15 protein-coding genes and 1 pseudogene are annotated in these 20,910 nt (G+C 70.5%); 5 read left to right on the top strand and 11 right to left on the bottom strand.

Annotation, left to right across the window (positions count from 1 at the left end; genetic code table 11):
• The first annotated feature begins 60 nt into the window (after nucleotides 1-60).
• From ACWCRB_RS03310 to ACWCRB_RS03295, 4 genes are read left to right on the top strand one after another with little or no spacing between them, the layout of a single operon-like run.
• Nucleotides 61-1,140, top strand: coding sequence for an amidohydrolase family protein (locus ACWCRB_RS03310; protein WP_369031403.1), 1,080 nt, complete (start codon nucleotides 61-63; stop codon nucleotides 1,138-1,140).
• 23 nt (nucleotides 1,141-1,163) lie between these two features.
• Nucleotides 1,164-3,629 (top strand): bifunctional acetate--CoA ligase family protein/GNAT family N-acetyltransferase, encoded by a 2,466-nt coding sequence (locus tag ACWCRB_RS03305; protein WP_450994383.1) that lies wholly within the window; start codon nucleotides 1,164-1,166, stop codon nucleotides 3,627-3,629.
• Nucleotides 3,626-4,600, top strand: a complete 975-nt coding sequence (locus ACWCRB_RS03300; protein WP_450994382.1) for an LLM class flavin-dependent oxidoreductase — start codon at nucleotides 3,626-3,628, stop codon at nucleotides 4,598-4,600. The genes ACWCRB_RS03305 and ACWCRB_RS03300 overlap by 4 nt, the downstream gene beginning before the upstream one ends.
• 11 nt (nucleotides 4,601-4,611) lie before the next feature.
• Nucleotides 4,612-5,202 (top strand): PaaI family thioesterase, encoded by a 591-nt coding sequence (locus ACWCRB_RS03295; protein WP_450994381.1) that lies wholly within the window; start codon nucleotides 4,612-4,614, stop codon nucleotides 5,200-5,202.
• Here ACWCRB_RS03295 and ACWCRB_RS03290 read toward each other — a convergent pair.
• On the bottom strand, nucleotides 5,196-6,347 hold the full coding sequence (locus ACWCRB_RS03290) for an acyl-CoA dehydrogenase family protein (RefSeq protein WP_389346993.1): 1,152 nt from the start codon (nucleotides 6,345-6,347) through the stop codon (nucleotides 5,196-5,198). The genes ACWCRB_RS03295 and ACWCRB_RS03290 overlap by 7 nt on opposite strands.
• Nucleotides 6,348-6,589: 242 nt before the next feature.
• On the opposite strand from ACWCRB_RS03290, the gene ACWCRB_RS03285 reads away from it, so the two are divergent.
• Nucleotides 6,590-8,542, top strand: coding sequence for an APC family permease (locus tag ACWCRB_RS03285; protein ID WP_450994380.1), 1,953 nt, complete (start codon nucleotides 6,590-6,592; stop codon nucleotides 8,540-8,542).
• Between the two features lie 14 nt (nucleotides 8,543-8,556).
• Here ACWCRB_RS03285 and ACWCRB_RS03280 read toward each other — a convergent pair whose 3' ends face one another.
• The 10 genes and pseudogenes from ACWCRB_RS03280 to ACWCRB_RS03235 all read right to left on the bottom strand — a co-directional run bounded on the left by ACWCRB_RS03280 (nucleotide 8,557) and on the right by ACWCRB_RS03235 (nucleotide 20,419).
• Complete coding sequence (locus ACWCRB_RS03280; RefSeq protein WP_450994379.1) at nucleotides 8,557-9,357, bottom strand: ABC transporter ATP-binding protein; 801 nt, start codon at nucleotides 9,355-9,357, stop codon at nucleotides 8,557-8,559.
• A 13-nt stretch (nucleotides 9,358-9,370) separates the two neighbouring features.
• Nucleotides 9,371-10,345 carry a FecCD family ABC transporter permease gene (locus tag ACWCRB_RS03275; RefSeq protein ID WP_450994378.1) on the bottom strand — a complete coding sequence of 325 codons (975 nt, stop codon included), beginning with the start codon at nucleotides 10,343-10,345 and terminating at the stop codon, nucleotides 9,371-9,373.
• Between the two features lie 56 nt (nucleotides 10,346-10,401).
• Nucleotides 10,402-11,442 carry an ABC transporter substrate-binding protein gene (locus ACWCRB_RS03270; RefSeq protein ID WP_450994377.1) on the bottom strand — a complete coding sequence of 347 codons (1,041 nt, stop codon included), beginning with the start codon at nucleotides 11,440-11,442 and terminating at the stop codon, nucleotides 10,402-10,404.
• Nucleotides 11,443-11,533: 91 nt separating this feature from the next.
• A complete protein-coding gene (locus ACWCRB_RS03265) occupies nucleotides 11,534-15,844 on the bottom strand; it encodes an amino acid adenylation domain-containing protein (RefSeq protein ID WP_450994376.1) in 4,311 nt (1,436 codons plus the stop codon).
• Nucleotides 15,841-16,104, bottom strand: a complete 264-nt coding sequence (locus ACWCRB_RS03260; protein WP_450994375.1) for a phosphopantetheine-binding protein — start codon at nucleotides 16,102-16,104, stop codon at nucleotides 15,841-15,843. The genes ACWCRB_RS03265 and ACWCRB_RS03260 overlap by 4 nt, the downstream gene beginning before the upstream one ends.
• A 42-nt stretch (nucleotides 16,105-16,146) precedes the next feature.
• Complete coding sequence (locus ACWCRB_RS03255) at nucleotides 16,147-17,676, bottom strand: fatty acid--CoA ligase (RefSeq protein ID WP_450994374.1); 1,530 nt, start codon at nucleotides 17,674-17,676, stop codon at nucleotides 16,147-16,149.
• Between the two features lie 18 nt (nucleotides 17,677-17,694).
• Nucleotides 17,695-18,201 carry a (2E)-enoyl-ACP glycyltransferase gene (gene scoD, locus ACWCRB_RS03250; protein WP_450994373.1) on the bottom strand — a complete coding sequence of 169 codons (507 nt, stop codon included), beginning with the start codon at nucleotides 18,199-18,201 and terminating at the stop codon, nucleotides 17,695-17,697.
• Nucleotides 18,198-19,088 carry a (3R)-3-[(carboxymethyl)amino]fatty acid oxygenase/decarboxylase gene (gene scoE, locus ACWCRB_RS03245; RefSeq protein WP_450994471.1) on the bottom strand — a complete coding sequence of 297 codons (891 nt, stop codon included), beginning with the start codon at nucleotides 19,086-19,088 and terminating at the stop codon, nucleotides 18,198-18,200. Before scoE ends, scoD begins: the two co-directional genes overlap by 4 nt.
• 87 nt (nucleotides 19,089-19,175) lie before the next feature.
• Nucleotides 19,176-19,376: pseudogene (locus ACWCRB_RS03240) on the bottom strand (acyl carrier protein); the annotation flags it as partial.
• Entirely contained in the window at nucleotides 19,373-20,419 is a 1,047-nt protein-coding gene (locus tag ACWCRB_RS03235) for a beta-ketoacyl-ACP synthase III (protein WP_450994372.1), read from the bottom strand. The pseudogene ACWCRB_RS03240 and the gene ACWCRB_RS03235, both read right to left, overlap by 4 nt.
• Nucleotides 20,420-20,910: the final 491 nt, after the last annotated feature.

The following is a 20,910-nucleotide window of genomic DNA, read 5'->3' as shown; positions in this document are numbered from 1 at the left end:
TCAGCCCGCCATACAACTAAAATCGCTAACTGATTACATCTATTGGCCCGAAGGAGCGTCATGTCGAAGATCTGGGTCAACTCCGGGGACTCCCACGTGATGGAGCCCGCCGACGTATGGACCGAGCGGCTGCCCGCACGGCTCGGGGCCCGCGCCCCCCGCAGTGAGCGCGGCGAGAAGTACGAGATGCTCTACATCGACGGCGAGCGCATCGACCGCCAGCTCGGCGACTTCATGGACGCCATGCGTCCGCCGGGCGCCTGGGACCTGAAGGTCCGCCTCAAGGACCTCGACCAGGAGGGCGTCTGGTCCCAACTGGCCTTCCCCTCCATGGGGTTCTGGCTCGTGTCGATCACCGACCGCGAACTCGCCCGGGAGACCGTCCGCGCCTGGAACGACTGGGCGCACGAGGAGATCCTCAGCAAGAACAAGCGGGTCATCACCACCGCCTGTGTCTCGACGGCCGACGTCGGCGACGCGGTCGCCGAGCTGGAGCGGGCGGCGGAACTGGGCTTCAAGGCGATCTTCCTGCCGTGCTCGACTCGGGAGGGCGAGGAGTACGCGCTCGACCGCTGGGAGCCACTGTGGACGGCAGCCGAGCGGGCCGGGATGGTGCTCGGCTTCCACATCGGCACAGGTGCCCAGAACGTCGTCTTCCGCGGACCCGGCGGCGCGGTCGTCAACTACATGGAGACGACCTATCCGGGGATGCGCGTGGTGTCCCACATGGTCGCGGGCGGCGCTCTGGACCGCCATCCCGACCTCAAGATCCTCATCGCCGAGGGCGGCGCCGGCTGGGTGCCGGTCATCGGCGACCGGATGGACGAGGCGTACCGCCAGCACGGCATGTTCGTCCGGCCGAAGCTGAGCCGACTGCCCAGCGAGATCGTCCGGCAGCAGGTGTACGCATCCTTCCAGCACGACCGCAGCTCGGTGGAGATCGTCGAGGCGACCGGCTACCGCAATGTGATGTGGGGCGACGACTACCCCCACCTGGAGGGCACCTACGGCCACACCCAGTCCACGCTCCGCGAGCTGTTCGACGGTGTGTCCGACGAGACCCGTGACCGTGTCACGCGCGGCACCTTCAACGAACTCTTCAAGCTGCCGGAGCAGACTCCCCAGGAGGCGGCCGTCTGAACGGCGCCGACGGCGGCCCTCCGGTGACCACTCCCCCGTACCCCGAAGACCCGCACGCCGGGGACTCCTACCCCGAGGACCTTGAACGGCCCGGGCTCGTCAGGACCGGGCGGTCGACCTTCGTCCGGCCGATCCGGCCGGAGGACGCCGACCGGCTGGTCGCGTTCGTCGGCGGGCTGTCCCGGGCCACCCTGGCCTACCGCTCGCTCGGCCCGGTGGTCCGCGCCCGCGACGACGTCATCCGGCGCGGCGCCCACGTGGACTATCTCAACGAGCTGGCCCTCGTCGCCCTGGCCGGTGACGAGATCGCCGGCCTGGTGCGCTACGTCCGCGACCCGGAGGAACCGGAGCACGCCGAGGTCACGTTCACCATCCGGGACGACCACCAGAGCGAGGGGTTCGGCCGGCTGCTCCTGGAGCACATCGCCGCCGCCGCCCGTGCCCGGGGCATCCGGGTGCTGGAGGCCGACGTCCTCGCCGACAACACTCGGATGATCAACGTCTTCCTCGGCTCCGGCTACCGGATCGAGGCCGGGCCGCCCGGTCAGATCATCCACTTCGAGATCGCCATCGACCCGCAGGCCCTGGCCGTGGCCCGCGCCGAGCGCCGCGAGCACACGGCCGTACGACGGTCGCTCAGGCCCTTGCTTGAGCCGGGGTCGGTCGCCGTGATCGGCGCCAACCGCGATCCGCTGACGATCGGCCACGAGATCGTCGCCAACCTGCTGCGGGGCGGCTTCGGCGGCGGCGTGTTCCCGGTGAACCCGCGGGCGGAACGGATCGCCGGGGTACGGGCGTACGCGAGCGTCCGGGACCTTCCCGAGCCGCCGGACCTGGCGCTGGTGGCCGTACGGGCGGGGGCGGTCCCCGATGTCGTACGGGAGTGCGCGGACGCCGGTGTCAGGGCGGTGGTCGTCGTCTCGACCGGCTTCGGGGAGACCGGGGCCGAGGGGCGGGCGACCGAACTGGAGCTGGCCCGCTTCGCCCGGGCCTCCGGGATGCGGCTGGTGGGCCCCAACTGCATGGGCGTGGTCAACACAACGCCCGCCGCGCGGCTGGCCGCGACCTTCTCGCCCGCTCTGCCGATGCCCGGCCGGGTGGCGATGTCCAGTCAGTCCGGGCCGTTGGGGCTCGCGGTGCTCGACTTCGCCAAGCGGCTGCGGCTCGGATTCTCCGGGTTCGTGTCGGTGGGGCACGCCGTGGACGTGTCCACCAACGACCTGCTCCAGTGGTGGGAGGAGGACCCGGGGACCTCGGTGATCCTGCTGCACGTCGAGACCTTCGGCAATCCGCGCCGGTTCGCCCGCGTCGCCCGCCGGATCGCCCCGCGCAAGCCGATCGTCGCGGTGCATCCGGGCCACGCGGACTCGGCGGTGAGTTCGCTGTTCGCCCAGTCCGGGGTGATCCGTACCCGGGGTCTCCAGGAGTTGTTCGACGTCGCCCTGCTGCTCGCCCATCAGCCTCCGCCGCCCGGCGACCGGGTCGCCGTCGTCACCAACGCGGGCGGACCGGCGGCGCTGACGGTCGGGGCGTGCGCGGCGAGCGGTCTGCGCGTACCCGCGCTCGCTGAGCGCACGCGAGCGACGCTCCGTTCGGCCCTGGCGCCCGGCGCGGACGTGGCCAACCCGGTCGACCTGACCCCGACGGCCACCGCCGCGCACTACCGGCAGGCCCTGGACGCCGTCCTGGCCGACGACGGCATCGACGCGGCCGTCGTCCTGTTCATGCCGCCGCTGGCCGACAAGCCCGACGAGGTGGCGTCGGCGATTCTCGACGCGGCCTCGGCCCGCCCCGACAAACCGGTGGTGGCCAGCTTCCTGGGCGACGCGGGCGTCGCCGACCTCCTGCACCGGGGCGACCTGGTGGTGCCGACGTACACGTTCCCCGAGGCGGCGGCCGTCTCCCTCGGACACGCGGCGGCGTACCAGGCCTGGCGCAGCACCCCTGCGGGCGTCATCCCGGACCTCGCGGGCGTCGACACCGAGCGCGCCCGCTCGCTGATCGCTGCCTGCACTCCCGGCCCGCTCCCTCCGGCGGTCGCCGCCGAACTCCTGGACGCGTACGGAATCGCCGTACGCGAGACCGAGCCACACCCAGATCCGCGACCCGGCCCGGACGCGTTCCTCTCCGTCCGTGCCGATCCGGTCTTCGGTCCGGTGGTCGCCTTCGGGCTCACCGGGGACTACGCCGACCTGATGGCGGATGTCGCGCACCGCGTCACCCCGCTCAGCGACCGCGACGCGCGGGAGATGGTCCGCTCGCTGCGGGCGGCTCCGCTGCTGGACGGCCGGGCGGGCGGCCCGGGGGTGGATCTGGCGGCGCTGGAGGAAACCGTCCTGCGGATCTCGGCGATGGTCGAGGACCTCCCCGAGATCGAGGCACTGGAACTGCGCCCGGTACGGCTGCTGCCGCCCGGGGACGGCGTGAGCGTCGCCCGCGCGACGGTCCGCCTGGCCGACGACAACACCAAGGGAGGTGGCCGCTCATGAGAGTCGGCATCTACTTCGACCTGCGCAATCCCCCGCCCTGGCAACAGAGTTGGTCCCGGGTGTACGGGTTCGCCCTGGAGATGTGCGAGGAGGCGGACCGCCTCGGCCTCGACTCGGTCTGGTTCTCCGAGCACCACGGCTTCGAGGACGGCTATCTCCCCCAGCCGCTCACCATGGCGGCCGCGGCGGCGGCCCGCACGCACCGGGTGCGTCTGGGCACCGCCGTCATCCCCGCACCGCTGCACGCGGCCCCGGAGATCGCCGAACAGGCCGCGATCGTGGACATCATCAGCGACGGCCGTCTGGATCTCGGCCTCGGCACCGGCTACCGGGTGCCCGAGTACCGGCTGTACGGCGGCGACCTCACCAGGCGCTACACGACGACCGACCAGCGGGTACGGGAGATCCGCGGCCTGTGGGCCGAGTCCCTGGTCACCCCCGGCCCGGTCCAGGATCCGCTGCCGATCTGGCTCGGCTACCAGGGCCCGCAGGGCGCCCGACGGGCCGGCCGGCTGGGCACGGGCCTGCTGTCGCTCAACCCCGCGCTGCTGACGCCTTACCGGGAAGGGCTCGCCGAGAGCGGGTACGACGTGTCGGCGGGCCGGATGCAGGGCTCGTTCACGACGTTCGTCACCGAGGACCCCGACGGCGACTGGCCGGTGGTCCGCAAGCACCTGGCGTACCAGTGGGACAGCTACCGCCGGTACATGGTGGAGGGCACCGACCAGCCCGCACCCCGGCCGATCGACCCCGAGCGATGGCGGGAGACGGGGCTGAGCGCGACCGGCGTCGGCCAGTTCCTGTACGGCACCCCGCAGACCGTCGCGGACGCCATCAAGGAGTATGTGGCAGGGCTGCCCGTCGAGGGTGTGTTCCTGTGGGCCTCCCTGGCCGGGATGCCGGAGGAGATGGTCGCCCGCCAAGTGCAGCTGATCGCGGGGAAGTTGCGCCCGCTGCTCGCCGACGCGTGACGGACAGACAGATGGACGGACAGACAGGCACCGAGGAGCACATCATGTCGACGACGGGATCCGGCGGGACCGGAGTGACGGCACCGAACGGGCACTGGGCGGGGACGGGCATGCCGGAGCCGCCCCGGACCGCCGAGGGCGTGACCCTCTGCGGTGGGTGCCGTGCCCTCGGGGCCTGCCGGCTCGGAGTGGAACGCGAGCGGCTCGACGAGGACGGCGTGGCGTGGTTCGAGCTGAGCTGCCCGCGCTCCCACGAGGGCGGGCCCGATGTCGCGCACGGCGGCTGGACGGCGGCCGTCCTGGACGACTGTCTCGGCCACCTCCCGCTGCTGCACGGAGTGATGAGCGTGACGGCCGAGCTGACGGTGAAGTTCGTGAAGCCGGTGCCGGTGGAACGGCCGCTGGAGCTGCGGGTGTGGGCCGACCGGCGTGAGGGGTCGCGCTGGTACATCACGGGTGAGCTGACGCTCGCGCCGGGCGGGGCCGTACTGGCCCGGGCCTCCGGGATCTGGGTGACCCGCGACCAGAGCCACTACGCGCGGCACGCGAAGTGGCTGGCCGGACAGGCGGAGGACTCCACAAGCGACACCGCGGGTCAGTAGGAGCGCAGCCCCATGCTCCGGGCGATCCCGTTGCGCTGGATCTGGCTGGTGCCCCCGGAGATGGTGGCGACGATCGACTCCCGGTAGCGGAAGCTCATCACGCTCTCCGTCGAAAAGCCGTGCCCCGCGCAGACCTGCATCCCGAGCCGGGCGGCGGCCACGTACGTCTCCGAACCCTTGAGTTTCGCCATCGACCCTTCGCGCGTGCAGGGCTTGCCCTGGGCCAGCAGCCAGGCGGCGCGGTAGGCGAGGAGCCGGGCGGAGTCGATCTCGGTCTGCAGATCGGCCATGGCGTGGGCGAGCGCCTGGAAGTTGCCGATCGGACGGCCGAAGGCGTGCCGGGTTCGGGAGTATTCGAGCATCTCGTCGAGCGTGGCCTGGGCGGCCCCCAGATAGCCGCCGCTGATGATCACCTTCTCCAGTTCGATATTGGTGAGCATCACCTTCCAGCCCTCGTCGCGCGGACCCACGAGGTTCTCCTTGGCCACCAGGGCGTCGTTGAAGAACACCTCGTTGGTGCCCAGGATGTGCCGGGCCAGCGTCGGCGTCCGGCGCACCTCGACACCCTCCGTCGACGGATCGACGAGCAGCAGGCTGATACCGCCGTGCTTGGGCTCGCGCGGCCCCGTGCGCACATAGGTGGCGATGGTCGTGTCGGGCAGTCCGCCGCCCGTGCACCACGCCTTCTGCCCCCGGACGAGAAAGTGGTCCCCGTGGTCCTCGGCGGTGGTACGCAGCGCGGCGGCGTCGGACCCGCTGTCCGGCTCGCTGAGTCCGACGGCGAGCCGATGGCGCCCCGTCATCACTTCGGCCCGGATGAAGTCGCGCTGTGCCTCGTTGCCCCAGCGGAACACCGTGAGCCCGGGGATGAGCACCCCGATGTAGCACATGGCGACATCGAAACTGGCCCGTCCCAGCTCCTCGGCGATGAGGACGAGTTCGAGCGGTCCGCCCCCGTCGCCGCCCTCCTCCTCGCTGAACGGCAGCGAGAACCAACCGAGTTCGGCCATCCCACGAAACAGCTCGGGCGGTACGGCGCTCTCCTCGTCCCACTGCTTGGCCTTCTCGGCCGGGCACACGTCGGCGACGAACTGCCGTGCCGTCGCGCGCAACAGGTCCTGCTCGTCGGTCAGCCCGAAGTCCACGGCCACTCCTCGCCAGCATCAGCCCATTCATCTACCTAATTATTCTATGTTAGCGGATAGAGGCAAGGCTGTCTCCGACCAGTCGCGCCACCGGCTGGGACATACCTGGCCATTCTTAACGGAGTCTTGACGCCCTCGGAGCGCTCTCCCGTGGGCCAAGACGTCACTCTCTGCTTACGCTGGTGCGGCCGTCCGCGTGATGGCCCGAACCCCGCGCCGAACCACGCACCAGGAGCACGCCGATGGCCATCACCGAACGACCACAGCGGCGTCTACGTGCATGGATGCTGGAAGGCCTGTCCGACATGGGCAAGCCGGCCGGCCACACCGGACCGCACGCCCAGCCGGCCCCCGTCCACAAGGGCCAGCCCTGGTACCGGGTCATGTGCCTCACCGGTGTCGACTACTTCTCCACTCTCGGCTACCAGCCGGGCATCGCGGCCCTCGCGGCCGGGCTGCTGTCGCCGATCGCCACCATCGTGCTGGTGATCGTCACTCTGGCCGGCGCTCTGCCCGTCTACCGGCGCGTGGCCGAGGAGAGTCCGCACGGCGAGGGCTCGATCGCGATGCTGGAGCGGCTGCTCTCCTTCTGGCAGGGCAAGCTGTTCGTCCTGACGCTGCTGGGCTTCGCCGCCACGGACTTCCTGATCACCATCACACTGTCGGCCGCCGACGCCTCGACCCACCTGGTCGAGAACCCGCATCTGACCAGTGCGCTGCACGACAAGCAGGTGCTGATCACCATGGTCCTGGTCGCGCTGCTCGGCGCGGTCTTCCTCAAGGGCTTTCTGGAGGCCATCGGCGTCGCGGTGGCCCTGGTCGCCGTCTACCTCGGGCTGAACGTCGTGGTGATCGCCGTCGGCCTGTGGCACGTCGTCACCGAGGGCCATGTGATCACCGACTGGTCCACCGCCCTGACCGCCGAGCACGGCAACGTCTTCGTGATGGTCGGCGTGGCGCTGATCGTCTTCCCGAAGCTCGCGCTCGGTCTGTCGGGCTTCGAGACCGGTGTCGCGGTGATGCCGCACGTCAGGGGCGACGACAGCGACACGGAGGAGAGCCCCAAGGGCCGTATCCGGGACACCAAGAAGCTGCTGACGGCCGCCGCGGTCATCATGAGCGTCTTCCTGATCGCCACCAGCTTCATCACCACCCTGCTGATCCCGGAGAAGGAGTTCGAGTCGGGCGGCCAGGCCAACGGCCGTGCGCTCGCCTTCCTCGCGCACGAGTACCTGGGCAGCGCCTTCGGCACGGTCTACGACGTGTCGACGATCGCCATCCTCTGGTTCGCGGGCGCCTCGGCGATGGCCGGCCTCCTCAACCTGATGCCGCGCTACCTCCCCCGCTACGGCATGGCCCCGCACTGGGCCCGCGCCGTGCGCCCGATGGTCATCGTCTTCACCCTCATCGGCTTCCTCGTCACCTGGATCTTCGACGCGGACGTCGACGCCCAGGGCGGCGCGTACGCCACCGGCGTGCTGGTGCTCATCAGCTCGGCGGCGATCGCCGTGACCATCGCCGCCCGCAAGGCCGGCCAGCGCAACTGGACCATCGGCTTCGCCGTCATCTCGGCCGTCTTCCTCTACGTCACCGTCGTGAACGTCATCGAACGCCCCGACGGTGTGAAGATCGGCGCCTGCTTCATCGCGGGCATCATCCTGGTCTCCCTGCTCTCCCGGCTGGCCCGCGCCTTCGAGCTGCGCGTGACACATGTCGAACTGGACGACATGGCGGAACGTTTCATCCGGGACATGGCCAGCCGCAAGATCCGCTTCATCGCGAACGAGCCCGACCAGCGCGACAAGGCCGAGTACCGCGACAAGATCGAGCAGATCCGGCAGGACAACGACATGCCGGACCAGGAGGACTTCGTCTTCGTCGAGGTCACGGTCACCGACCCCTCCGAGTTCGAGGCGGGTCTGACCGTACGCGGCGAAGTGCTCCACAACCGCTACCGCGTCCTGACCCTGGAGTCCGCCTCCATCCCCAACGCCCTGGCCGCACTGCTCCTGCACGTCCGCGACACGACCGGCTGCACGCCGCACATGTACTTCGAGTGGACCGAGGGAAACCCGTTCGCCAACTTCCTCCGCTTCTTCCTCTTCGGCCAGGGCGAGGTCGCCCCCGTCACCCGCGAGGTCCTGCGCGAGGCGGAACCGGACCGGGCCCGCCGACCGCGCGTGCACACCGGCTGAGGCGCCGGCCCGCGTCAGCGGTCGGCCGGCTCGGCCTCCCGGTCCAGGGCGAGTGGCTGGGCCGCGTAGGTGATGCGGACGACGCCATCGGGATGCTGCTCCGTGTCGCCCCGTACGCCGAAGACGCCCCGGAGGAGGTCCGGGGTCAGGACCTCCAGTACGGGTCCTGCCGCGACCACTTCACCTTCGTGCAGGACGACGAGGTGGTCGCAGAGCCGGGCGGCGAGGTCGAGGTCGTGCAGGACGGCCAGGGTGGTGATCCCGGTGGAGCGGATCAGGTCCAGGAGTTCGAACCGGGCCCGGATATCGAGGTGGTTGGTGAGTTCGTCCAGGACCAGCAGCTGAGGGCGTTGGGCCAACGCCCGGGCAAGCAGGACGCGTTGGCGTTCGCCGCCGGAGAGGGTCCTGTAGTCGCGGTGCGCGAACGGGGTGACGCCGCAGCGGGCGACCGCCTCGGCCACGGCCTCGCGGTCCTCGGCGCCGTCCCGGCCCATGAGGCCGTGGTGGGGCGTACGGCCGAGGGCGACGATCTCGGTGACCGTCAGGCCGGCCGTGGTACCGGAGTCCTGGAGGACGGCGGCCGTACGGCGGGCGGCGGTGCGGGCGGACAGCTCCCACACGTCGTCGCCGCCCACCCTGACCGCGCCGTCGGCCGGACGCAGCGAGCGGTAGACAGTGCGGAGCAGGGTGGACTTGCCGCTGCCGTTGGGGCCCACGAGCCCGACGATGTCCCCTTTGGCGGCCTCCAGGTTCACCTCACGGAGGATCGGCCGGCGGTCGAGGGTGATGTGGAGCTGGTCGACGGTCAGTTTCATATGGGTGTCTGTTTCATACGGAGTCCAGACCCTTGTCGCGGCGCAGCAGCCACAGGAAGAAGGGGGCGCCGAGCAGGGCGGTGAGGATGCCCAGCGGCAGTTCGTTGGGGCGGGTGAGGGTGCGGGAGAGCAGGTCGACGAGGACCAGGTAGATCGCGCCCAGGAGTGCGGTCAGGGGCAGCAGTCTGCGGTGGTCGGCGCCGGTGGTGAGGCGGACCAGGTGGGGGATCATCAGGCCGACGAAGCCGACACCGCCCGCGACGGCGATGACGGTTCCGGTGAGCAGCGCGCTGACGACCAACAGGATCGCGCGCAGCCGGTCGACGTCCACACCGAGCGCGGTCGCCGACTCGTCGCCGGCCAGCAGGGCGTTGAGCCGCCGTCCGAACAGGGTCAGCACGACGGTGCCTGTCAGGACCACCACGGCGACGATGGGCAGTTGGTCCCACTGGGCGCCGGCGACGCTGCCGAGCATCCAGAACATCACGGTCCGCAGTTCGGTGGGCGTCGCCAGCAGCTGGACGAAGCTGGTCATCGAGAGGAGGACGTAGCCGACGGCGACTCCGGCCAGGACCAGCCGCGTGGGGGCCAGTCGGCCCCGCCGCTGTCCCAGGGCGAACACCAGGACACCGGCCGCCAGCGCGCCGACGAACGCCGCGCCCGACACTCCGAGGCCGCCGAGTCCGCCGAGCGCCGCGCCGCCGAGGGTGATGACCAGTACGGCGCCCAGGGATGCGCCGTACGAGAAGCCCAGGACGACCGGGTCGGCGAGCGGATTGGAGACCAGGGTCTGGAGTACCGCGCCCACCACGGCGAGGCCCGCGCCGACCAGGGCGGCCAGGAGGACTCGGGGGGCGCGGAAGGTCCACACGATCTGGTCCAGCGCCGGATCGTCGACAGATTCCCCGCCGGTGAGGTGGTGCAGGAGGATCCCCCACACGTCCCCCACCGGAATGTTCACCGCGCCGATGCTCACCGCCACCACCATGACGGCGACGAGAACCAGGAGCAGCCCGGTGACCGCGAGCGGCAGGCGCGGACCGCTCAGAACTTGTCGGGGTGCAGTGCCTTGGCGATCTTCTCCACGGCCAGGTCGTTGCTCGGGCCGAGGTACATCGAGTCCGACAGCGCCACGTACGTGTTGTTCTTCGCGGCCGGCCACTGGGGGAACTCCTTCAGCAGTTTCCTGGCGTAGGCCGCCGGGTTCGGGTCGTTGTAGCCGATGACGACGAGCGCGTCGACGTCGGTGGCGGCCACCTTCTCCTTGCTCAGGTCGGCGAAGGAGGTCTTCGAGGCGTTCTCGAAGGCGTTGCTGCCACCGGCCTTGGCGAGGATGTCGTTGTAGATGCCCTTGGCGACGACCGAGCTGAAGTCGTTGCCGCCCATGGCCATGTTGGAGAACAGGACCATGACCTTCGGCGCCTTCTCGCCCTTCACCTTGGCGGCGACGGCGGCGATGCTCTGCTCCGACGCGGCGATGAGCTTCTCGGCCTCAGCGCTCTTGCCGAAGATCTTCCCCATGTCCCGCAGCAGCGTGTAGCTGTCGGCGATGGTCATCTTGGAGGTGTCCTGGTCGCAACCCTGCGGCGAGACATAGGAGTTGGCGCCCACCTCCGTGAGCTGCTCACGGGTGGCGAAGCCGTTCTTCTCGTCGAAGCCGTACGACGTCGTGGAGAGCACCAGGTCGGGGCGCAGCCCGATCATCGCCTCACGCGGGATGTCGTAGGCGTCGTTGAGTTTGACGTCACCGGTGGGCAGGGCCTTGATGGCTGCGGCTCGGCCCGCGACCTCGGACATGCCGTAGGTCTGCTGGTTGGCGACGATCCTGTCACCGACGCCGAGGGCGAGCAGGGTGGAGACCTCGGCGACCGAGGCGCCGTTCATGACGACGACCCGGCTGGGCGCCCCGGTGAACTTCTCGGACGTTCCGCAGTTCTCGAGGGTCACCGGGTAGCCGGAGGTACCCGCCTGCGCGGACGCCTTGCCGCTCGTCGCGGCGGTCTTCTCCGTCGAGTCGGCGCACGCCGTGGTGACCAGACAGAGAGCGCCGGCCAGGGCGAGGGCGACCGGCCGTTTCTTCGGCATTGCGGGCTCCTTGTTGCGGGGTGTTCGTGACGCGACGGGTTCCGTTGCAGTAGTCGGGGGGTGGTGTCCGTGAGTTCCCGGATGTGCCCAACTACTTTGCGGGGATGGGGAGATGAGCCTGTTGTCCAGCCGGTGCGGGGAGCGTTCCGGTGGCGACGCAGTGGTCGAGGTAGCGGAAGACGAGGTCCCGGTCGACGGGCGGACACGTGATGCCGCTGCCACGCAGGCCGTTCACGACGTTGTCGGTGCGGATGTGTCCCAGGCGCAGATCGGGCCCGGCGGTGTCGTCGGGGCCCGTGTCCCAGGAGTCGAGGAAGGCGAGCGTGGTCGCCGCGACGCCGGAAGCCGCCCGTGGAAGCTCGGCCCGCCACTGGGCCAAGGGCAGGCGACGCAGCCGATAGCCGTACTCCCCCACCCAGTCGTAGATGTCTCTCAGTCGTACGGGCGCGGTCGCGGCGTGGTTGAAGACCGTCGCGATGGGCGGCTGCTGCCCCAGGCTGAGGTGTACGAGGGCCTTGGCGACGTGATCGACCGGCGTCCAGGTCTCCTTCTCGAACAGTTCGGGGACGACGCCTGCGGGGACTCCGGCGCGCAGGACGCTCCACAGGAAGTCCCGCTCATTGACGTATCCGGTGGTGTGCGGGCCGACGATCCGGCCGAGCCGGTGCACGGTGACCGGCAGCCCCCGCTCGGCGGCCTGTTCGAGCAGGCGCTCGGCGGCCCACTTGGACTGCTGGTAGCCGTAGCGCAGTCCGAGGTGGGGCGGGAGGAAGCCCTCCGGTACCTCGGGGGCGAGGCCGAGGGGCGGGGCGACGGACAGGGTCGACACGAAGTGGAGGGGGATGGAGCGTACGGCCGCCAGGCGCAGCAGGTCCCGGGTGGACTCGGTGTTGGCGGCGCGGAGGGTGGCGTACTCGCGCATGATGCTGACGGTCGCCGCGTTGTGGAGGATCGCCGTGCAGGTGCGGGCGAGGTCGGCGAACGTCCCGTCGGCCAGCCCGAGTTGGGGGCGGGCGAGGTCGGCGGGGATGGTGGTGATGCGGGCGCGTGCCGTGTCCGGGAGGTCGAGTCGGTGGGTTTTCAGGGCCTGTTGGAGGCGTGCGGTGGCCTCGGCGGGGCTCGGGGCGCGGACGAGACAGACGATCTCCGCCGTGGTGCTCGCGAGGAGTTCGGCCAGGAGGTGTACGCCGACGAAGCCGGTGGCGCCGGTCAGCAGGATTCTGTGCGGTGCACTGTCCGCTCGGGGGTTGACGTCGCCGGGGCGGATGTCCGCGTCGAGGACGGTGTCGGCGAGGAGGGTCGCCGGGAAGGCGCGGGCCTCCGGCCGTGCGGGCGCCCGTTGTTGGAGGAAGGCGGCCAGTTCGGCGGGGGTCGGGTGCTGGAAGAGCCAGGCGACCTTCACCTCTCGGCGCAGTTCGACACCGAGTCGGTTGGCGACCTGGATGGCCTGGAGCGACTGGGCGCCCAGGTCGAACACGTCGTCGTGCGCGGAGACGGCGGCCACGCCCAGGACCCGCTGCCAGACGGCGGCGATGACGCGCTCCAGCGAGCTGCCGTTCGGGGCCTTCTGTGTACGGGGTTCAGGGACCATCGCCGTCCTGGCGAGCGCGTTCCTGTCGATCTTTCCTGAGCCGGTCAAGGGCAGTCGGGCCAGGAACTCGAAGGCCGAGGGGATCATCGCTGCGGGCAGGGTGGCCCTCAAGTGGGCCCGGAGCAGGGCGAGTTCCGGGGCGGGCCCGACCGGCACGACGTGGGCGACCAGGCGGCGCGTCCCGCCGGCGAGCACCTGTCCGACGACAGCGGCATCGCGGACTCCCGGGTGGGTCAGGAGGGCGCTCTCGATCTCGGCGGGATGGACGCGGTGTCCGCTGATCTTGAACTCTGTGTCCGAGCGTCCCAGGTGGCGCAGTTGCCCGTCGTCGCCGATCCGGACCAGGTCGCCGGTGCGGTAGGCGCGGGGTGCTCCGGGCAGCGCGTCGAGGGGAGCGAAGCGGGCGGCGTCGGGTGCGTGCGCTCCCCGGTAGCGGTAGCCGAGGGCCAAGTTGTCGCCCAGGAGGTGGAGTTCACCGTCGACGACGGCGGCGCGGGTGCCGGGCAGCGGGAGCCCGATGGGGACGTCTCCCGGGGCGAGGGCCGGATCGTGGAGGTCGGCGACGGTGGCGACCACGGTGGCCTCGGTCGGGCCGTACGTGTTCAGCAGCCGCACCGACGTACCGACGGACTCGCGCCAGCGGTTCACCCGTTCGGGGAGGGCCACTTCGCCACCGATGACGACGGTGTGCACTCCGGCAGGCAGGCTGGCCGCGCCGGTCGAGACGGCGTACGCCAGTTCGTGCCAGTAGGCGGTGGGCAGGTCGAGATAGCTGATCCGGAGGCGTGCGCAGGCGTCCAGGAAGCCGGGGACCGACTCGGTCATGTCGTCGGGGCGGACGACGAGGGTGGCGCCCGCGCAGAGGGTGAGGAAGATTTCCTCGACGCTGGTGTCGAAGTGCGGGGCGGCGAACTGCAGGACGCGGTCCTCGTGTTGGGGGCCGTAGCGGTGTGCGGCACCGGCGACGAAGTGCGCGAGGGCACGATGGCTGATCTCGACACCCTTGGGGCGTCCGGTGGAGCCCGAAGTGTGGATGACATAGGCGAGGTCGTCCGGCATGGGTGCGGTCGGTGGGGCTGGGGTGGTGTACGGCTCGTCGGGGGTCAGCACCGGAAGGTCCCCGAAGCCGCCGGCGTGCGCGTCGGTCGTCAGGACGAGGGCGGGACCGGCGTCGGCCAGCAGCTCTGTCCTCCGTGCCGGGGGTGCCGTCGGGTCGAGTGGGCAGTAGGCGGCGCCGGACAGGAGTACGCCCAGGATGGCGGTGATCGCGTCGATGCCCCGGGGTAGGGCGACGGCCACCAGTTCGCCGGGGCCGATCCGGCGGGCGGCCAGTCGTCCGGCGAGTGCACGAGCCGAGCCGAAGAGCTGGGCGTACGTGATGTGGCGTCCGTCGTGTTCGACGGCGACGGAACCGCCGCGTCGGGCTGCGTGGTCGGCGATCAGGGCGAGGACCGGGCGGGCCGGGGCGGGCAGCGGGCCTCCGTCCAGGACTGCGGTGGGCGGTACGGGCTCGTCGGGGCGCAAGTCGCCGAGGGGCCGGTCGGGTTCGGCGAGGGCCTGGCCTAGGAGGGTGAGCAGGTCGTCCCGCAACCCGGCGACGTCCGACTCCTCGTAGAGGTCGGGGTTGGCATCCACGGCGATGCGCAGGCCCGCGCCCTCGGAACGGTCGTACACGTTGACGGACAGGTCGTCGACGGGGCCCGCCGAGACGTTGTGGACGGTGCTGCGGTGTCCGGCGAAGCGCAGGTCGTACGCGAAGGGCATGATGTTGACGCCGGGACCCGACAACCGGCGCTGTCCGCCGACGAGTCGGAGGTCGCGCCGCAGCTGCTCGTAGCGGTAACGCTGGTGCGGCAGGCCTGCGCGCAGTTCACGGGAGATCCGGGTCGCGAGGTCGCGCAGACTGTCCGCGCCGGTGACCGTGACGCGCAGGGGCAGGATGTTGCGGACCGTGCAGGGGACGCGCAGCGATACGGAGCCCAGGCGCCCCATCGTCGGCAGGCTGAGGACGATCTCCGGTGCGCCGGTCGCGTGGTGCAGTTGGGCCACGGTCACCGCCAGCAGCACCTCCGACCACGTCACCCCGAGGTCTCGGGCGACCGTGCGCATGGTCTGCGTCCGCGCCGGGTCGAGGTCGGCCACCCGCCGGTGGAACGTGCGTGCGGGCAGCGCCGTACGGCCGACGGATGTCGCCACGGGCGGACGGTCCGCGAACCGTTCCGTCCAGTGGGCGCGGTCCTTGGCGAAGCGGGGCGACTCCCGGTAGGCATGTTCCTCGTCCCGTACCGATGCGAGGGTGCCGAAGCCGCTGTCGCCCACCGGATCGCCCGCCATCAGGGCCGTGTAGACATCGGCGACGCGGCGGGCGACCAGCGACAGGCCGTAGCCGTCGAGGGCGATGTGGTGCACGCGGTGGTACCAGAGGTATTCCTGCGGTGCGATCCGCAGCAGGGCGTGGCCGAAGACGGGGCCACGTGCGAGGTCGACGGGACGGACCATGTCCTGGTCCATCCAGGCCAGGGCCACCGCGTGCGGGTCGGGCTCGGCGGTGAGGTCGGCCGTGTGCAGTACCCAGTCGTCCGCCGGGGCTGCCGTCTCCCACGGCCGGCCCGTGTCGTCGACGACGTAGGCGACGTTCAAGGCCTCCGTCTCCGCGACCACGTGCTGCAGGGCGGCATCGAAGACGGCCGTGTCCACCGGGCCGTGGATGTGCGCGTACTCGGCCGTGTTGTACGCGGGACTGTCCACGTCGAACTGCTGGCCGGCCCAGATGCCTTCCTGGGCGGCCAGTAGCGGTTGACGCGCCGTCACGTGGTTCCCCCTCGACGTGATTGGTGTGCTTGGCGTGCGTCGAGCAGCTGCCACCACTGGGCGAACGACGTGCACTCGGCGAGTTCGACGAAGGTCACCTCCACGCCGGTCTCCCGCCAGCGTTCGATGAGGGTGACGATGCGCAGGGAGTCGATGCCCGCGTAGAGGGGGTTCTCGTCGAGGTCGACCTCGTCGGGCAGCTGATACAAGTACTCCGCCAGGTCCGCGCGGAAGCCGTCCAGCGTGAGGGGAGCAGGCATCTGGTTCTCTCAATCGGGCCTGTTTGAGGGGCAGTTCGAGGGTCAATTGACCTTGCGCGTGGAGTCGTCCCAGAAGCGGTCGCGCAGTTCGCGGCGGAGGATCTTGCCGCTGGGGTTGCGCGGGACGCTGTCGATGAACTCGTAGCGGGCGGGCAACTTGAAGCTCGCGAGCTGCGGGACGAGGAAGGTGTGCAGGTCCCGGGGGCTGGGCCGCTGCCCGGGTACGGGGACGACGAAGGCGTGCACGTACTCGCCCCAGCGTTCGTCGGGGGCGCCGACGACGACGGCCTCGGCGACGCCTGGGTGGCCTTCCAGGACGTTCTCGATCTCGGCCGGGTAGACGTTCTCACCGGCGACGAGGACGGCGTCCTTGATGCGGTCGCGGATGAAGACGTACCCGTCCTCGTCGATGTAGCCGGCGTCCCCGGTGTGGATCCAGCCGTCGACGAGGGTCTCGGCGGTCTTGTCGGGCAGCCCCCAGTACTCGACCATGCGGGCGGGCGTGGCCAGGCAGACCTCCCCGACGGCGCCCGGCGGGAGTTCGCGACCCTCGCCGTCGATCACCTTGCTGCGTACGCCCGGATAGGGGTGCCCGGCCGCCTGCATGAGGGGGCCGCCGGGGACATGGGCGGCGGGCGGCAGACAGACGGCGGTGTTGCCGGTCTCGGTGAGGCCGTAGATCTGGGCGAACTCGCAGTCCAGGACGGCGAGGCTCTCCTCCAGCAGGGCCTCGGAGATCGGGGAGCCGCCGTAGACCGTCTTGCGGAGCGTGGTGAAGTCCTTGGCGCCGACGCCGGGTTCGGTCAGCATCATGCGGAGCATGGCGGGGACCACGCAGGCGGTGGTGATGCCGAGGTCGCGGATGAGGTCGACGGCCTGACGGGCGGCGAAGGCGCGCATAGCGACGACGGTGGTTCCGGCGTTGAGGTTCTGGGTGGCCCACCACAGGCCGCCAATGTGGAATCCGGGGATACCGATCAGCGCGATGTCACCGGCCCGCCAGTCGATCCAGTCGAGCCCCTCGCTCGCCAGGGCGTCCCGGATCGCGAAGAAGCTGCGGTGGGCCAGGACCACGCCCTTGGGCAGTCCGGTGGTGCCGCTGGTGTAGAGCTGGGCGACGGGGGTGTCCTGGGTCGGGTCGAACTCCGTTTCCCCGTCGGCGTGTTGGGCACGCCACTCCCGTATCGACCCGAGAGGCACGACCGTCTCCGGGGGCGCGGTAGGCATCTTGTCGACGATCGGCCCGAACTCGTCCTCCAGGAACAGGAGTCGGGTGCCGGAGTCCTGGAGGATGTGGCCGACCTCGGGCGCGGTGAGCCGCCAGTTGACGGGGACGAGCACGGTGCCGCTCTTGGCACAGCCGAAGAGGATCTCGTAGTAGTGCTCGGACTCCTTGCCGAGGTAGGCGACCCGGTCGCCCGGTACGAGTCCGGCGGCCCGGAGTGCGTGGGCAACGCGGTTGCTCTCGCGGTGCAGTTGCCCGTACGTCAGGGTGCGGCCCTCGCAGAGGACGGCAGGGAGGTCGGGTTGGCGCTCGGCATGGTGGCGGGTGGTCTGGGCGAGGGTCTTCATGGGCGAACCCTTCGATGGTCAGAGGATGTTGACGAATGCAAGGGTCGCCTCGCCGTCGCAGCGGCCGGAGGCGGTGTCCCAGTAACGGAAGGCGGTGTCGGCGTACAGGAACGGACTGCCGTCGGGCGGGGTACGGCGGCTGACGGACCGGAACTCCATCTCCCCGGAGAACGCACGGGGGTCGACCGGTCGCCGGAAGTTCGACGTGAACCGGGCGATGAGAATGTCCGGGAGCTGGTGCTTGAAGAAGTCGTCCAGCGTCCAGTCGGCGAATCCCGAGCCGAGACCGTCCTGCACGGTTTTGGCGACCAGGAAATACATCATCTGGTTGTAGCAGATGTTCACCTCGACGGAATTCAGATGGCCGGTGTCGTCGATGTAGCACGACTCGGAAATCTCGAATTCGCAGCGGACGGAAACACGACCGTCGTTTTCGTTCACGACGGCCGAACGCAGGTATCTGCAGTGCGCCTTGTAAGGCGTGAGCACTCGCGCCAGCAGGGCTTCGTCCGTCATGTCCGTCATGCCGCCCGGATCCCGTCGTGGAGTTTGCGTTCGTCGTGGACGGTGACGCGGTAGGAGACGGTCGGCTCGGGCGTGGTCGTGTGCCGGGCACGGTGGATGAGGCTGCGGTTGTCCCAGACCAGCAGGTCGCCCTTTTCGAAGCTCTGCAGATGGATGTTCTCGTGCTCGAAACTCTCGTCGAGCTGGCCGGTGACGTCGAACAGCCGCTTGAGCAGCTCCTCGTCGAGCGGCCGGCCGTCCCGGTCCTCGATGCCGACCGTGAAGCCCTCGCTGATGTAGAGGACCGTCTCGCCGGTCATGGGGTGGGTGAAGGTGGTCGGCTGGACGACGGCGGGGGTCTTCCGCTCGACCTCCTCGATGATCTCGGAGAGGGGCCGGTAGACGTCGTGGGGCCGGATCTTGAAGTACTTGCGCACGGAGTGCCGGCAGTACGTCCCGCCGATCTCCTTCTTGAGCTCCTCGGGCAGCTTCTCGTACGCCCGGCCCATGTCGATGAAGTACGTGCCGCGGTTCTTCTCGGGAACGACCTGGGGGAGGATGAGGGTGATCCCGAAGGGGTCCGGCATGAACTGGTAGTCGGCGTGCCAGAACTTGCCCGTCTTGGGGACACCTATCTGCTTGCCGTTCTCCGGCACGTTGGAGGACACGAACACCTCCGGGACCTCCGGGTGCTTGTACATCGGCTCGTAGTACGTCTCCGGGCGGCCGAGCAGCCTGCCGAGTGCGAGGAACTCCTGAGGTGAGAGGTGCTGGCCCTTCAGGACGGCGATCTTCTTCGTGTAGACGGTGTTCTTGAGGGCCGCTACGTCGGCGTCCGTGGCGGTGGTGTGGTCGAATCCCTCGACCGTCGCGCCGATCGCGTTGCCGGGCTGTTCCTTGATCTGCATGGGTGTTGTTTCCTTCCGGGGGTCGGACGGCGTGGGGCAGACGGTCGTTCGGCGGGTGTCTCGGCGGGTGTCCACGAGTCCGGCGAGGTCGCCGAGGGTGAGGTCGGGCCGGAGTTCGTCGTCGCCGACGCGCACTCCGAGGTCGCGCTCGATGCGGATGCTGATCTCGACCGTGGTCAGGGAGTCGACGTCCAGTTCGCCGAGGGTCGCCTCGGGGCGGAGCCGGTCGGCGGGGGCGTCGTGGAGTCTCGCGAGGATCTCGACCAGTTGGCCGTACGTGGTGGTCATGGTGACGTCGTCCGTTCCTGTTGAGGGAGTGAGGGCCAGGTGAGGAGGCAGGAGCCCCAGGTGAGGCCGCCGCCGAAGGCGGTGAGCAGCAGCCGGTCGCCGGGGCCGACCGTCTGCCGGGCGGCGGCGTCGGCGAGGGCGAGCGGGATGGACGCGGCGCCCGTGTTGCCGACGGACTCGACATGGGTCACGCACCGCTCCCGTGGGAGGCCCAGGTCGTCGGCGACCGAGTGCAGGATCCGCAGATTGGCCTGGTGCGGTACGAAGTGGTCGACGTCGTCGATCTTCCATCCGGCCCGGGACAGCGTGGCCCGCGCGGACTCGGCCACACGGGTCACCGCGTGGCGGTAGACCTCCTTGCCGCGCATGGCGAAGTGCCGTTCCTCGCGGCTGGGTTCGCCCGGCGTGGAGCGCTGCCGGGAGCCACCTGCGGCGACCGTGATCAGGTCCTCGTGGACTCCGTCGCTGCCGAGGTCGAAGTGGCCGACGGCGCCGGGTTCGTCGGAGTGCCCGGCACGCAGGACGACGGCTCCGGCGCCGTCGCCGAAGATGATCGCGTTGGCCCGGTCCAGCGGGTCCACGATCGTGGAGTAGGTGTCCGCCCCGATGAGCAGGACCCGTTGGGCCACCCCGGCCGCGATCAGTCCGGCGGCCGAGGCGAGCCCGTACACGAACCCCGTGCACACGGCGCCGATATCGAAGGCCGCAGCCCCTGTCAGCCCTAGCCGTGCGGCAACCGCGGGCGCGGTGGCCGGGCAGGGACGGTCCGGGGTCGCCGTGGCGACGACGACGGCGTCCACCCGGTCCGTCGCGGCGGCGGCGAGAGCACGGCGGCCGGCCTCGACGGCCAGGTCCGAGGTGGCCTGGCCGGGGTCGACGACGTGCCGCCGGCGGATCCCGGTCCGGGACCGGATCCACGCGTCGTCGGTGTCGAGCCGACGCGCGAGCTGCTCGTTGGTCACCACCCGGGACGGCACCCATCCGCCCAGCCCGCACAGGACGGCGGCGGGAGGGGCGTGGAGACCGGCGGCGGTAGTGGACATGGGGGTTCTCCTGGCATGACGGAGGACGGACCGGGGGCCCGGACACGGGAACGGAGGTCGGGAAGGGAGGTCAGGAAGGGAAGGGGGCGAGCACGGGAGGCGGTCGGGAAGGCGGGAGGGGCAAGCGGGGCGGCGGGAGGGCAAGCGGGCGAGGTGAGCGGGCAAGTGGGGCGGGGCGGGCGAGGCAACCAAGCGGGCGGGCAAGTGGGGCGGGCGAGCGGGCAAGTGGGGCGAGGCCATCGAGCGGGGCAGGCGGGCGAAGTAGGCGAGCGGGCAAGGCAGGCGAGCAGGGAGGTCGGTCGGGAGGGGGGTGAGCGGGGCGGGCAAGCGGGCGAAACAGACGAGCGGGGAAGCGGAGCGGGGGCGAAGCAAGCAGGGCGGGCGGGATAGGCAAGCGGGCAAGCGAGGCAAGCAAGCGGGGCGAGCGGTAAGCGGGCGAGGCAGACGGACAGACGGGCAGACGGGCAGACGGGCAGACGGGCAGACGGGCA

It is taken from the genome of Streptomyces sp. NPDC002156, from assembly GCF_053593675.1.
The sequence above is the reverse complement of the archived record's forward strand: the minus strand, read 5'-3'. Positions and strand labels throughout refer to the sequence as shown.

Coding starts and splice junctions, on each gene's coding strand:
- ACWCRB_RS03285 (WP_450994380.1), top strand. CDS start 6,590: ATGGCCATCACCGAACGACCACAGCGGCGTCTACGTGCATGGATGCTG.
- ACWCRB_RS03270 (WP_450994377.1), bottom strand. CDS start 11,442: ATGCCGAAGAAACGGCCGGTCGCCCTCGCCCTGGCCGGCGCTCTCTGT.
- scoE (WP_450994471.1), bottom strand. CDS start 19,088: ATGCAGATCAAGGAACAGCCCGGCAACGCGATCGGCGCGACGGTCGAG.
- ACWCRB_RS03295 (WP_450994381.1), top strand. CDS start 4,612: ATGGACGGACAGACAGGCACCGAGGAGCACATCATGTCGACGACGGGA.
- ACWCRB_RS03300 (WP_450994382.1), top strand. CDS start 3,626: ATGAGAGTCGGCATCTACTTCGACCTGCGCAATCCCCCGCCCTGGCAA.
- scoD (WP_450994373.1), bottom strand. CDS start 18,201: ATGACGGACATGACGGACGAAGCCCTGCTGGCGCGAGTGCTCACGCCT.
- ACWCRB_RS03235 (WP_450994372.1), bottom strand. CDS start 20,419: ATGTCCACTACCGCCGCCGGTCTCCACGCCCCTCCCGCCGCCGTCCTG.
- ACWCRB_RS03280 (WP_450994379.1), bottom strand. CDS start 9,357: ATGAAACTGACCGTCGACCAGCTCCACATCACCCTCGACCGCCGGCCG.
- ACWCRB_RS03255 (WP_450994374.1), bottom strand. CDS start 17,676: ATGAAGACCCTCGCCCAGACCACCCGCCACCATGCCGAGCGCCAACCC.
- ACWCRB_RS03275 (WP_450994378.1), bottom strand. CDS start 10,345: ATGGTGGTGGCGGTGAGCATCGGCGCGGTGAACATTCCGGTGGGGGAC.
- ACWCRB_RS03310 (WP_369031403.1), top strand. CDS start 61: ATGTCGAAGATCTGGGTCAACTCCGGGGACTCCCACGTGATGGAGCCC.
- ACWCRB_RS03260 (WP_450994375.1), bottom strand. CDS start 16,104: ATGCCTGCTCCCCTCACGCTGGACGGCTTCCGCGCGGACCTGGCGGAG.